Annotated in this window: 10 protein-coding genes; 7 read left to right on the top strand and 3 right to left on the bottom strand. The window is 45.2% G+C overall.

Annotated features, from left to right (window positions below; all coding sequences use genetic code 11):
- Nucleotides 1–20 precede the first annotated feature (20 nt).
- Nucleotides 21–2,129 (top strand): stalk domain-containing protein, encoded by a 2,109-nt coding sequence (locus AB4114_RS28065; protein ID WP_441991427.1) that lies wholly within the window; start codon nt 21–23, stop codon nt 2,127–2,129.
- Between the two features lie 56 nt (nt 2,130–2,185).
- Here AB4114_RS28065 and AB4114_RS28070 read toward each other — a convergent pair whose 3' ends face one another.
- From AB4114_RS28070 to AB4114_RS28080, 3 genes are all read right to left on the bottom strand, one after another.
- Nucleotides 2,186–3,724 carry a stalk domain-containing protein gene (locus AB4114_RS28070; RefSeq protein WP_441991428.1) on the bottom strand — a complete coding sequence of 513 codons (1,539 nt, stop codon included), beginning with the start codon at nt 3,722–3,724 and terminating at the stop codon, nt 2,186–2,188.
- 795 nt (nt 3,725–4,519) lie between these two features.
- Nucleotides 4,520–5,305: an ABC transporter permease gene (locus AB4114_RS28075; RefSeq protein ID WP_441991448.1), complete on the bottom strand. Its 786-nt coding sequence runs from the start codon at nt 5,303–5,305 to the stop codon at nt 4,520–4,522.
- Between the two features lie 62 nt (nt 5,306–5,367).
- The gene (locus tag AB4114_RS28080) at nt 5,368–6,258 is read right to left on the bottom strand and encodes an ATP-binding cassette domain-containing protein (RefSeq protein WP_441991429.1); all 891 of its coding nucleotides are present in this window, start codon (nt 6,256–6,258) and stop codon (nt 5,368–5,370) included.
- A 344-nt stretch (nt 6,259–6,602) separates the two neighbouring features.
- Between AB4114_RS28080 and AB4114_RS28085 the strand changes: the two genes are divergently transcribed.
- From AB4114_RS28085 to AB4114_RS28110, 6 genes are all read left to right on the top strand, one after another.
- Entirely contained in the window at nt 6,603–7,532 is a 930-nt protein-coding gene (locus AB4114_RS28085; protein WP_441991430.1) for an ABC transporter permease, read from the top strand.
- A 14-nt stretch (nt 7,533–7,546) separates the two neighbouring features.
- Nucleotides 7,547–8,434: a carbohydrate ABC transporter permease gene (locus AB4114_RS28090; protein WP_441991431.1), complete on the top strand. Its 888-nt coding sequence runs from the start codon at nt 7,547–7,549 to the stop codon at nt 8,432–8,434.
- Nucleotides 8,435–8,539: 105 nt separating this feature from the next.
- The gene (locus AB4114_RS28095; RefSeq protein ID WP_441991432.1) at nt 8,540–10,102 is read left to right on the top strand and encodes a DUF3502 domain-containing protein; all 1,563 of its coding nucleotides are present in this window, start codon (nt 8,540–8,542) and stop codon (nt 10,100–10,102) included.
- Nucleotides 10,103–10,255: 153 nt separating this feature from the next.
- Complete coding sequence (locus AB4114_RS28100) at nt 10,256–11,350, top strand: ABC transporter permease (protein WP_441991433.1); 1,095 nt, start codon at nt 10,256–10,258, stop codon at nt 11,348–11,350.
- A gap of 3 nt (nt 11,351–11,353) precedes the next feature.
- A complete protein-coding gene (locus AB4114_RS28105) occupies nt 11,354–12,250 on the top strand; it encodes a carbohydrate ABC transporter permease (protein WP_441991434.1) in 897 nt (298 codons plus the stop codon).
- 56 nt (nt 12,251–12,306) lie between these two features.
- The gene (locus AB4114_RS28110) at nt 12,307–13,911 is read left to right on the top strand and encodes an extracellular solute-binding protein (RefSeq protein WP_441991435.1); all 1,605 of its coding nucleotides are present in this window, start codon (nt 12,307–12,309) and stop codon (nt 13,909–13,911) included.
- Nucleotides 13,912–13,947: the final 36 nt, after the last annotated feature.

Raw genomic sequence — 13,947 nt, forward strand, 5'->3', positions numbered from 1 at the left:
ATGAAATGGAGGTATGAACAGTGACATATAAAATTATTGCTATTGCTTTAATCGGGATATTATCATGGAGCAGCTTGGTCCCAACTCAGACATATGCTGCATCGCCAGAGGTTAAAATCGAGGATGCTGTTCTCGAAAAGGAAATTCGGGCAGAGCTGAAACTAGAAGAAGGTACGGCACTGGATTATACAAATTTACAAAAACTAACGTCCCTATATCCGAAGGGGAAAGAGAAAATTAAGAGTTTAAAAGGTCTGAATATGGCACGTAATCTGGAACAATTATACTTGCCTAATCAGGAAATTACTGATATCAGTCCGCTAAGTAGTTTGTATAATTTAACGTTTCTTGCTATTAATAATAATCAAATTCAAAATGCTTGTCCGATCGCGAATCTGTCTGACTTACAAAAGTTAGTCATTTCTAATAATCAAATTGAGGAAATTGGGTGTTTTTCTCGCCTGACTGGTCTGACCGACTTACTGGCCAGTAACAATAAAATTAAGACTATTCAACCACTTACCAAACTTAAGCTTGGATGGCTGGATGTCTCAAATAACCCAGTAACAGATATCTCATCGATCGGCGTAATGAATAAACTACGTCAAATCTATGTTACCAAAGATTCTCTTAATGAAAAGTCTAACGCGCTGTTGGAGCAATTGGAACAATCAGGAGTTGCGGTAAATCGGGCTTCTGCTTCATCGGACAAGGTATCAGGCATATCCGTATTAGTGAACGACGACCGCGTTCTGTTTGATCTTGCTCCATTGGTAGATGCGGGGACGACTTTGGTACAGTTCCGACCTCTTTTTGAAAAGTTAGGTTTCGTTATTCAGTGGGATGGGACAACACGAACGATCCAAGCGGAGAAGCAAGGAGCGAAGATTGCTCTACAGGTGGATAATCCAAAGGCTACTTTAAACGGCGATTCCAATACGTTAACTGTTGCGCCGAGAAATATCGAAGGCAGTATTTTTGTGCCAATCCGGTTTGTAGGAGAAGCCTCCAAATTTGTTGTGACTTGGGAAAGCAGTTCGAAAACGATTTATCTTCAATCTACTCGAGATATAGTTACCCCTGATAAGAAGTTAAAAGCAACATTAGGTGGGAATTGGCTGAGTCTAACGCCTCCAGCTAACGTTAAATACCAACTATACGCGGGAAGCGGTAATAACGCTTTGTTATCTTCATCAGAATCAAAGTCACTATTCGAAGAGACTCTGACACTAGATGATTATGAAGCGGGTATAAAAAAAATGTTGGAAGATCAGAAGATCACTAAATTTTACGAGGAAAAAACATTGAAAACGAATGGGTTGAATGCACGGCAATTTGCCTATTCAAAGAGAGGAACGAAGGGTGAAGATCTTACAGTTACCCATACAATAGTCGACGGGACGTATAGTTTTTTCAATGTTATTCTCGTTTCAGGAGAACTCGTTTACTCAGAAGTAAACAAAGACTATCAAAATATCTTACAATCTTTAGAAGAAATAAAAACACCCTATCAGTTAAGCAAGGAGAAGTTTGGTCAGCTTAAGCCTACTGAACGACTATTAGATGCAGGGCAATATTATCGGAAATTAGGTTTTTTTGAAAGTGTTAAGGGACTGTCAAGTCAAGAGTTTGATAACAAAATGCTGGAACTACAAAAGAAGTTTACAGATTGGAATCCTTTCGATTCTAGCGAGTATTACAATGATTTAGCAGAACTCTCTCTTTTAATAGCAGATGAAGACCGTGTTTGGGTAGAGGATTGGGATTTAGATGTCGGTAAGGGAAAAGATGCTTACGTAACTACGTTAGGGCAGTGGAGCAAGATATCACGTGGGGCATTTCAGCCGACTGATATAAAGGAAACATGGGAAGCAGAAGAAGGGCCAATTACCGTTAGCTTTAGGTTGAATGGTCAAGAGCGAGTCATTCATCCTGAGCATGTGGGTAGTTATATGAATACCTATGGTTTACTCAAGGAAATAAATGACATGATTAAAGCAAGTGGATATCAGTTCGCTGCGGTGGAGAATGATGATGAAGAGGTTATGGTGATAGCCTTAAAGGCGGAAGAGAAAATGAAACTGCAACAGGATCGGTACATTGATTTCGATTTCATCACGTTTGACTAATACAAAAGTTAATACACCAAAAAGGCCATCCTCCAATAAGAAGGAATGGCCTTTTTTCATTTCGTGACGATGTTTACTGTATGTGTTTCAGGAACCCAATCAACTTTGGTACCAAGTGACTCTGCAATAAAACGAACAGGTACTAGGGTGCTGCCATTGATAATGGTAGGAGGAGCGTCAAGCGAAATCGACTTTCCATTCAAGGAACCTGTCGTGTTTCCGACAATCAGTGTTAGTACGTTGTTACCTTTCGTTGCTGTAATCGTTGAGGTATTGGCATCCCATGTTACATGGGTTCCAAATGTTTCGAATATTTTACGCAAGGGAACCAGTGTGCTTCCATTGATGATCGTGGGTTGCTGCTCGAACGAGAGCAAAGTCCCATCTAGACGTACAGAGATCAACGTAGTTTGAGGTGCAGCTTCGTCATCCGTACTTTTAATCCAAACGGGTTCAGTCCGATACCACTCCGTACCATCACCGGAATAACCGCCGCCCCACGACCAGAGTGTGCCATCTTCTCTAAGTGCTAAGGAACGAAACCCAGTCCCATGTGCTCCGATTTTAGAAACTTTCATTAAACCTTTTACTTGTACAGGGACATCACTACTATTATAGGAACCTATACCTAATTGACCGCCTAGGTTATCTCCACTTGCCCAAACGGTACCATCCTTCTTCAAATAAAGGGGACCGCCAGCGGTAGCACGGATATCGATAATGTCCTGGATGCCTTGTACCTTCTGGGGAGCGGATTTGTTAGCTGTGTCTTTTCCCGCGACAACGCCTTGGCCATTTGAACCAAATGCCCAAACGGTGCCATCTTTTTGTAGGGCATAGGAGTTGACTCCACCTGCCGCAATAGCAGTAATATCACTGAGTCCGTCAATCTTCACGATGGCTCCTCGGTCAAGCGTCCATACGGTTCCGTCTTTTTCAAGAACTAATAGGTTATCGCCATATCCGGTTGAAATGCTACTCACATTTTGAAATCTTAATTGGACAGGGTACGTATAAGTGCCAGTAGATCCATCGGGTTTCTTATAATAGATGCCTCCCCAGGCCCATAAAGTACCATCATCTTTAATTGCATAGCTTTTCCCCCGAGCTCCCCAAACGGAAACGACATGTGTTAATCCTTCGACCTGATGTGGAAGAGCACGGTTATTATCTGTAACCATTTTTCCTGATCCTGTCTCAAGAGTCGTCTGCATACCGTCACCGACTTGTCCGCCTAAATTATCACCCCATACCCACACTGTACCGTCCTTTTTAACGGCGAGTGCGTGCTCGGAACCAGCAGCGATGGAGATGACATCATTCAATTCTTTCACCTGAGTAGGAAATTTCGTGTTCGTAGCACTTGGACCCTTTTCTCCATTGCCAAAAACACCATTACGGTTCGTTTCTCCCCATGCCCAAACGCTGCCATCGTTTTTCATTCCCAGGCTAACGCGCCCTCCAACAGCGATATCCTTCCAACCCACATTGTTTTCCTCGGCGTGGATAGGTGGAATAGAAGCTGTAATGGCGAGGCTCAGCATTAATCCTAACGCTAATGTAGTTTTGACTAAAATCTTAGACTGAATAACCATGTAAAGGTATCAAACTCCTTATTTTCAAAAGATTTACATACTCATTCTTCATCGGAGTATCGTATCCCTTCGTTAATATGGATTATTGCGCGAAATGTCGCTCAGTCAGAGGTCAAGGGAGTACTATAAGCCACTTATGTCGCTACGAAAAATGCAAAAGCGCAACCTTTGTATCGAAGGGAAGCCCGCCTATCTGAAATGCTTGCGAAAAGGCAACAATTTTTCCGAAAAGCATCCTTTGGACACCTTTTCAGTGAAAAAGGATGCCTTTTCGAACTTATTCATCTAGTTTGAGGCGTTTCACCCAAAAATAAGTGTACTTGTGCATCTTTCGCCGATTGTTCCGGGGAATGAACCTGAGCTGCAGCTTCAGAAGTTCCTCCTTGCTTACCGCCCTTTCTACCGAACGCAAGGTTGGACCATCCAATGGCAATCTTCAGTAGTCCAATGTACCAATCGATGTCCCGCTAGGCGTAATTCAGTACGTGATCATTATTTGTGTGGCTGTTCCTGCGACTAGCGTTATGCGATAACGTTATTTGGGTTACGAGCCGACATCTGAGGAAAATAGAATGATGGCATAACGCTATTCCTACTAGTCAGTTGAAAATGAGCTAGTAGAAGTAGAATAGCGTTACGCCATAACGTTATGTGGGGTTAATTAGAGTTTTTCGTCGAGATAAGGTGATGGTGTAACGTTATCTATCTGAACATGCCGTTCGTTGGTTCGGTCCAACTCTACGAACCGCACGCTGGAAGTTGCACGTGGTGCGTAAAAGTTTGTGTTAACCCCACTCACTTCCCACTTTTCCGACGGAACGCAAGGAGACACCAACCAATGGACATCACCAGCAAGACTGAACACCAGCCGATAGCCCACCAACCGTTATGCAGTACCGGCGTACCCATTAGCAAGCCGCGGATCGTTTCGATTACCGGTGTAATGGGCTGATGATTCGCAAAACCCTGTATCCAAGATGGCATGGTATTCGTTGGGACGAATGCGCTGGACAGATAAGGGAGGAACAGCAGGGCAAAGCCGTAACCGCTAGCAGCGGAAGGGCTGCCCGTGACGAGGCCAATCGCGGCGAACAGCCAGGTAAAGGTCAGAATGAACAAGATGATGAGGCCAATGGCTCCAAGCCATTCGATGAATGTCGCGTTTGGACGAAAACCAACAAGCAGCGCAACCCCGATAACCATACAAGTAGCAAGTAAGTTTCGAGCAAGGCTTGCGGCGACATGACCCGTAATGACGCTGATGCTGCTGATCGGCATGGTCCGGAAACGGTTGATAATGCCATTGGTCATGTCGCTTGCCACATCAACAGCCGTGCTGGATGAGCCGAAGCCTGCACACAATAGGATGATGCCTGGAACGACATAGTTCACATAATTGCCGCTCGGATCAAGGGCGCCGCCGAATATATAGGTAAACAGCAGCATGAGCATAATGGGTAGCATGATGGCCATCATCAGCGACTCGATGTTACGCAAGCTGTGACGGATGCTGCGTCCGACGAAGACAGCATTGGTTGCTGCGAAAGAAGCTGGCTTGGGCATAGGTTGAAGATTATTCATGTTTAAGGGGTGAGGGTTGTTCGAGTTCACCGGCTGTAGGTTCTTCAGAGATTGAAAATCACTCATACGAGGAAAGCCTCCTTGTTATCAGTTGTCGTCAGCGCAAGAAAGACATCGTCCATGCTTGGTTTGCGAATGAAGATGCGCGTACCGGGCGGGCATGAGCCCGCGATCTCGTTCAACGTTTGGCAAACATCCTGAACAGTGCCGCTCGTCGGTATGGATAGGATGACCTCATCCAAGGCATTCCTGAGCTCAATGACTTCGCCGCCAACGCGAGCTTTCAAGGACTCTGCTGAGCCGGATGCGACGATGCGTCCATGATTCAGCACGGCGATTTCGTCAGCAAGCTGATCGGCTTCTTCCAAATATTGCGTCGTCAACAGAATCGTCATGCCTTGCTGCTTCAACCGCAGAATCGTCTCCCACAGGGAGCGGCGACTGACCGTATCTAAGCCCGTCGTCGGCTCGTCGAGGAAGAGAACTGGACGACTAACGACAAGGCTGACCGCCAGATCCAGCCTGCGGCGCATACCGCCAGAGTAGGATTTCACACGCTTAGTAGCCGCGGCTTCCAGCTCGAATTGCTTCAGCAGCTCCGCTGCACGAATGCGGGACTCGCCAGCAGATAAGCCAGCTAGCCGGCACATCATGATGATATTCTCGAGGCCCGTCAGCACTTCATCCACCGCTGCGAATTGCCCTGTGAGCGAAATCGCCCCCCGCACGATCTTGCGGTCAGCGATGACATCATACCCTTCGATTCGTGCATAGCCCGCATCCGGCTCAGATAACGTTGATAGAATGTTTATCAGCGTCGTTTTTCCTGCTCCATTTGGCCCAAGTAACGCAAATATGGACCCCTTTGCCACCTGTAAATCGATACCATCCAATACGGTTTGTTTGCCAAAGCTTTTGCGTAAGCCGCTTACTTCAATGGAATTCCTAGTCATTCGTTATCTCCCCGTTCTTTGAATTGTGGATCATGTAAACAGTATATTGCATACTCAGTTGTTTATGATCGTTCTCAAGACCGATATTGTACTCCGTCGTCCGCATTATTTCACCTGCCTCTTATATGCTCACATTTCCACAAAAGCCTGAATCTATCACGGTTTTACCTATCTTTTATCCACCTCCATCACAAAAAAATACAGTGAAAATCCCTCCGATTTTCAAATCGTACAGTCTATTTTAACCCCAGCAAAAATGAGCAGTATCCAATTTCTCAACGAATTTCGTATGATGAAATCACAAAGAGGACGCATGGTAACCCAGACAGAAGGAGGCAGCATACTTGGGAATCTTCTCAGCATTACGCAAAGAATCGAAGCATTTCTGGAAGGCAAGAAGTTTGTTTTTGATCGGATTGCCGGCCATCATTGTGGTGTTCATCTTTTACTACTTACCTATGTACGGGATCGTGATCGCATTCAAAGATATCAACTACGCCAAAGGCATTTGGGGAAGCGATTGGGTTGGGTTGCATAACTTCAAGTTTTTCTTCAACTCACAAGATGCGCTAAGGATTACACGAAACACGCTGCTATTAAATGGATTGTTTATTGTGGTGGGCATGTCCTGCGCTTTAGTCATTGGATTATTGCTGGCGGAGTTGGGCCGGAGATGGGTGAAGCTGTTCCAGACGATCTTGTTCTTTCCTTACTTTCTTTCGTGGGTCGTTGTTGGTTTCGTCAGCTACATTTTGCTGAATCCATCCTTCGGTGTGATCAATAAGGTATTGGATCAGTTCCATGTCGCCCCAATCGACTGGTACAGTAAGCCAGGCTATTGGCCCCTCATTTTAACACTCACCTATTTATGGAAAAATGTCGGCTACACCGCCATCATCTTCTTCACTGGCTTGCTGTCCATCGACAACAGTTATTACGAGGCTGCTTCCATAGACGGAGCTTCGCGTTTACAGCAAATTCGGAAGATCTCAATCCCGCTCATTTTGCCGCTGATAACGATGTTGTTCATGCTCAATGTGGGCCGCATATTCTACTCGGATTTCGGATTATTCTACTTCGTGCCCCGAGATGCAGGGATGTTATACCCGACGACAGATGTCGTAGATACGTATGTGTTTCGCTCGTTGCGAGTCGTTGGTGACCTAGGCATGGCGTCCGCCGCTAGCTTGTACCAAGCAGTGGTTGGCTTAATTCTAGTCGTATCGACGAACTTACTCGTCAGGAAATTAAGTAAAGATCATGCGTTGTTCTAAGGAGGAGGGTGGCGGTGCGTTCATCTATCAGGAAAAAGTCAGAAAATAACTGGCTGATTATTCTATTCTTTATGGTTCTATCGATCCTGTTCATCTATCCGATGCTGTACGTTATTTCAGTCTCACTCTCCTTCGATGGGGATATCGCCCAATTTGGCTACCAGCTGATCCCGGAGCGCATTACGTTTGTCGCGTATTCGTATATTTTTCAAACGCCGAAGGCACTGCTTCAATCCTATATGGTGACGATTTTTGTGACAGTCGTAGGAACCGCGTTAAGCTTGATACTCACTTCTTCCTTGGCGTATATCATGACTCGGAAGGATTATCGGTATAGCAAAATCACAGGCTACTTCGTCTTCTTCACGTTGCTCTTCAATGCCGGATTAGTTCCTTCGTATATCGTTATGACAAGTGTGTTACACCTGCAGGATACGATTTGGGCATTAATTCTTCCCTATGGGGTCAGCGCGTGGTTCACGATGCTCATGAAGGGTTTTATGGATGGGTTGCCTTTTGAAATTATTGAGTCGGCCAAAATCGATGGATCTTCCGAACTGAGCACCTTCGTGCGAATTGTTCTTCCACTTTCGAAACCAGCCCTAGCGACAGTAGGTTTGTTCTATGCCCTGGCTTACTGGAATGATTGGTGGCTTGCTATGCTGTACATTCAAAATGAGAATCTGATTCCGCTTCAATACTACTTGCAGCGAATCATGTCTAATATCGAGTTTTTGACGAAAAATATGCAAGCAGGCATCAGCATTGATATGAGTGCGATTCCAGCTGAATCTTCCCGTATGGGGATTGCCATTCTGGCAGCAGGCCCGATGTTGTTCGCTTTCCCGTTCTTTCAGAAATACTTGATCAAAGGATTGACAGTTGGTGCCGTTAAAGGCTAACTGAGTGTAAGGCTCATTTCGTTTGTCAATCCGAATCCGGATCGGATGATAATACATGACTTCATTTGTACCATGTTGACCATGAAATCAGGAGGGTTCGATCATATGAAAAATAGAACAATCAAAGCGTTATCTCCCGTTATTGTAAGCTGCGTGTCCCTCTCTATGCTGCTCAGCGCTTGCGGTTCCAGCACGAATAGCTCTTCACCATCCCCAGCAGCCAGCGCAGCACCTGCATCTCCAGCGGCAACAGCGTCATCAGTTCCAGCCGCAACGGAGCTTAAGCCATATGAAATCACTTGGTATTTGCCGCAAAGCGTATTCCCTGATGCGAAGTTGGTTCAAGATGCGATGAGCAAAATTACCAAAGAGAAGATCAACGCAACATTGAACATTCAATTGGTCGATTGGGGTACGTACGATCAGAAAATGCAAGCGATTGCAGCTTCTGGCGAGAAAGCGGATCTGATTTTCACATCCAACTGGACGAATGACTATTTGCAAAACGTAAATAAAGGAGCATTCCTCGACATCACCGACTTGCTGCCGAAATACGGCCAAGATATTTTGAAACAAGTTCCTCCGGCTGCTTGGGATGCGGCGAAAGTGAAGGGCAAGCTGTACGGGATTATTAATACCCAAGTTCTGGCTCGTACACCAGGCTTACTGATGAACAAAACGACCTTAGACAAATATGGCTATAAAGCCGAGCAGTTCAAAACATTGGCCGATTTGACGCCATTTTTTGAGAAAGTGAAAGCGTCGGAGCCAGACAAATATCCATTCAGCCTGAAGGGTGATACGGATGTTATGGGGAACTACGGCAGTGCCATCGGTCTTGAGTATTTCTCACAAAAGAACCCGGGTGTAGTTCGCATCGACGATGCATCCTCCAAAGTTGTGAATTTGTATGAGACGAAGGAATTCACGGCCTTTTTGAAACAAATGCGCGAATGGTACTCCAAAGGCATTATTCGTAAAGATGCAGCAACGATTAAAGATACGAACTCGGATGAATTGGCAGGCAAATATGTATCCTCCACGTTCACGGTCATTAATCCGGACTCGGCAGCCAACCAAGCACAACGCTTTGGTGGTGGGGATGCAGCGAATGTAGCAGCGATCGAATTCTCTAAACCCTATATGAGCACAGGCTCCATTATCGCGACCATGACAGCGATCTCTCGCACATCCAAAGATCCTGCAAGAGCGATGATGTTCTACAACTTGATGTACGCCAATGCAGAGCTGTTTAATTTGATGAGCTATGGGATTGAAGGTAAGCACTATACGAAGGTTTCAGATGGTTTGATCAAAAAGATGGACAACGCCGGCTACTGGGTAGACTCCGGTTGGGAGTACGGCAATATGTTCAATTCGTTCCGAACTAGTGCAACGCAGCCGAAATGGTTCCCAGCAGGTCCGGATAAGAATGCCGCAGCGATTCCTTCCAAAATTCTTGGCTTCTCCTTTGACCCAAGTAACGTGAAGAGTGAATTGGCACAAACCGCTTCCGTCGTAGATGAATTCTATGCGGGATTGATCACGGGGATTGCTGATCCAGACACGACACTGCCAGCGATGAATGCGAAGCTGAAAAAAGCCGGACTAGACAATATCCTAGCTGAAATGCAGAAGCAAATTGATGCTTGGAAAGCTTCGAAATAAGAAAGTGTTGCCTCAGTGAACTAGATCGAATAATCAGCAGTCTCTCCATTCTGGGGAGGCTGCTATTTGTATACCAAGTGGGAACCCGCATAGAAACAGGGAATGTCTATTGTCACCTTAACAAAATGAACTATGTGTAAGAAAGGTGACAGGATGATTTGTAAGAAAGGTCAACTGGACAAAACATGTCTATTTCCAATCTCTTCACCACAGGATACGATCGAATTGCCAGCACAACAGCAGGCTCAATTTCGAAAGGGTGAACACAACATGGAGGAAAGAGCGACCGGTTTCAATACAGTTAGAAACCAAAGGAAGCCAATGTGGACCAAACCGACGCAATCCACATTCAGAAACCGAATGATAAGGGATCGACATCTGTATCTGATGCTACTGCCTGTGATCGGATTTTATCTGTTATTTAAATACGCCCCGATGGTTGGTGAAATTATTGCCTTTAAGGATTATCGATTTGCAGATGGTATTTTTAGGAGTAATTGGGTGGGGTTTAAACACTTCACTAGCTTATTCCAAAGTATTGATTTTTGGAGAGTTCTCAGGAATACCTTGCTGCTCAATGTCTACAGTCTTGTTTTAGGATTCCCAGTACCTATTCTTCTTGCGCTTCTCCTCAATGAAGTGCGCAAAGAGTGGTATAAAAGGACTGTGCAGAATCTGCTCTACCTACCTCATTTTATTTCATGGGTTGTTCTAGGGGGGATCTTTATAGCTATGCTTTCCCCGAGCACAGGGGTTGTGAATTTGGTGCTGACGAAAGTGTTTGGCATCGAGCCCATCTACTTCATGGCCAGTTCCGGCTGGTGGCCAGTCGCATATACATTATCCGGTATTTGGCGTGAAGCGGGTTGGGGCACTATTTTATACCTAGCAGCTATGGCATCCATTGATCCTCAGCAGTATGAAGCGGCGAAGATGGATGGAGCATCGAAACTGCGCCAGATATGGCATATTACGTTACCAGGAATTCGCAGCACAATTGCTATTTTGCTCGTCCTTCGGATGGGGCACATGATGGATGTGGGTCTCGAGCAGACGCTGGTCCTCCAGAATATGTCTGTATTGGATGTAGCGGATGTCATCAGCACCTACGTGTATCGTGTGGGCTTACAAAATATGAACTATAGCTATACGACAGCATTAGGCTTGTTCCAATCTGCGGTTGGTTTGATTCTAGTCGTKGGTGTGAATCGAGTAACCCGAGTTTTCGGAGAACGGGGGCTTTGGTAATCGATGAAAACCTATAATAGCAATCAACCCTTATTTACTCGTTTGGGAACAGCGGCGAATTACACGGTGCTCGCTATCTGTTCACTAATTGCTTTGTACCCTTTTTGGTATGAGATCGCAGCTTCTTTCAGCAGCAGTAGAGCCATTACAGCGGGGGAGGTGTCCTTATGGCCAATTGAATTCAATACGGAAGCCTACCAGCGGCTTTTCCAGGATGGGCAGCTTTTCGTAGCCATGCGCAACACTGTACTGGTAACCATTGTGGGAACAGCGCTCAATATGGCACTTACTTTATTGGCCGCGTATCCGCTTTCTAGACGAAGACTGATGGGACGCACATCCATCCTCATGTTCATCACATTTACGATGCTGTTCGTTTCGGGTGTAATTCCGAATTTTATACTCGTAAAATCCTTAGGACTTATGGATACGTACTGGGCATTATGGCTGCCTTCTTTAATAAGTACGTATAACATGTTCGTGATGAAAACGTTCATGGAGGGCTTACCAGAGGAAGTTGAGGAGTCTGCGGCTATCGACGGCGCAGGTGATTGGCKAATTTTGGTTCAGATCATCGTACCTTTATGCAAGCCGATTCTAGCTGCTCTTTCCCTGTTTTATGCTGTGGGCTGGTGGAACTCGTATTTCAACGTATTGCTTTATGTGACCAAAACGACCATGCAGACGCTGACGCTCAAGCTCTACCAAATGATTCTGCAGGTGGATCAGAGTTTGCTCGACAATGCTTCTGGAAGTGAAGGCGTGGCTAATGTAGTCCTGACGCCAGAAGGCATCAAAGCGGCTGCCATCGTCATCGCAGTTACGCCAATTCTGATTGTCTATCCGTTCCTTCAGAAACATTTCGTTAAAGGAGTCTTGATTGGATCAGTTAAAGGCTGATATCATGGGGCAAATAGCCCTTGGTATAGATACCAAACTATAAGGGGATGAATGCATTGAACAAGTCGAAACATGTTTGGAAACCAGTTCTTGCTGTAAGCTTGTCTTTGGCGGTACTGGCTGCCTGTAGTTCGAATACGACAACGACCGAAAGCAGCTCGACTGCGCCACATGGCAGTGCACCAGCTGCGGCAACACCGGTAGGACCGAAGAAAGAAATCAGCATTTCCGCGTTTGATAGAGGTACAGTAGCCGCAGAAGAAGGCAGCTATGAGGATAACCGCTGGACGAAATGGATCAATGAAAATTCACCTGCGAAAGTGAATTGGGTTCCAGTTCCCCGAGCGCAGGCTCAACAGAAGTTAAGCACACTGGTTGCTTCTGGCAGTGCGCCAGATCTCATCTGGGAGTATGATCGCAACTATATTGCTCAATTAGCAAACCAAGGTGCCATTCAGCCCATTGACAGCTACATTGAGAAGTACAGTACGACATTGAAAAAGTATCTGCAAGAACATCCTGAGCTGAAGTCTGCAATGACCATTAATGGTAAAATGTATGCAATTACCAGCAGTAGAAGTATTGATGGTATTGCCAACCATGCCATGTGGATCCGTCAGGATTGGTTGGATAAACTCGGATTAAAGGCACCAACGACAACGGAAGAATTGATTGAAGTGGCTAAAAAATTCAAAGATGAGGACCCTGACGGCAATGGTAAAGCAGATACCGTACCGATTGCGTTCAATGGTAATGCTGTGCAAATTATCAGAGCCCTCTTTTCGGTGAATGAGAATCAATGGTATTTGGAAGACGGCAAAATGAAATTTGGTAGAACGTTGGATCGCTACAAGGATTCCATCGCTTATCAGAAATCGTTATTCGACCAAGGTTTGTTGGATAAAGAATATATTACGGATAGCAACTTCCAGCGAGCGCGTCAATTGTGGACGACGGGCAAATCAGGTATTTATATGAGTTCTTGGAATATGCAAAATGAATTTTTAGATCTAAAGAAAAATGTGCCGGATGCGAAGATGGTTCCGTTAGAGCCGGTAGCTAGTAAATATGGGAAAAATGGGTTGTATCAGGAGCTACCGGCGAATATTCTTGTCGCTTTTAACAGCAAGATGAAAGAAGATAAAATCGAAACAGCTGTTAAATTCCTAGATTGGATGATGGAAAAAGGGGATATGTCACTGAAGTACGGCGAGGAAAACGTTCATTACAAACTGTTGGATGGGAAGATTCCTCAAGTTCTTAATGCTGATAAATCCCGTAAGGAAGTATCTTACGCGAATGAATACGCAATCGTATCTGATTTTAGCTTAGTACCTGAGTGGTTCCCGGTCATGGCTGCGCAAGATGCTGTATCCCAAGAATATGCCAAAATAAAGACACAATCTTTGAATGTGGCCCTCAAAAATAAATATCGCAGAGACATTGCCTTTAATCCGGATCTTCCAGAAGTCAGTCAATTAATCGCAACATTCCATCCGATTGCAACGCAAATTGAGGTGAAAGCCGTAACTGGCGGCAATGCTTCAACCCCAGAAACTGCGATGGAAGAAGTTCGCAAAGAATGGAAGCGACTTGGCGGGGAAAATGTGGAGAAGCTGGCCCAAGAATGGTATGAGAAAAACAAAGAGTTTTTGAAATAATACACGTGTAGTAATGAATCTTTGGGAAGGCTGCTT

It is taken from the genome of Paenibacillus sp. 2RAB27, assembly GCF_052115445.1.
Lineage (GTDB): Bacteria > Bacillota > Bacilli > Paenibacillales > NBRC-103111 > Paenibacillus_E.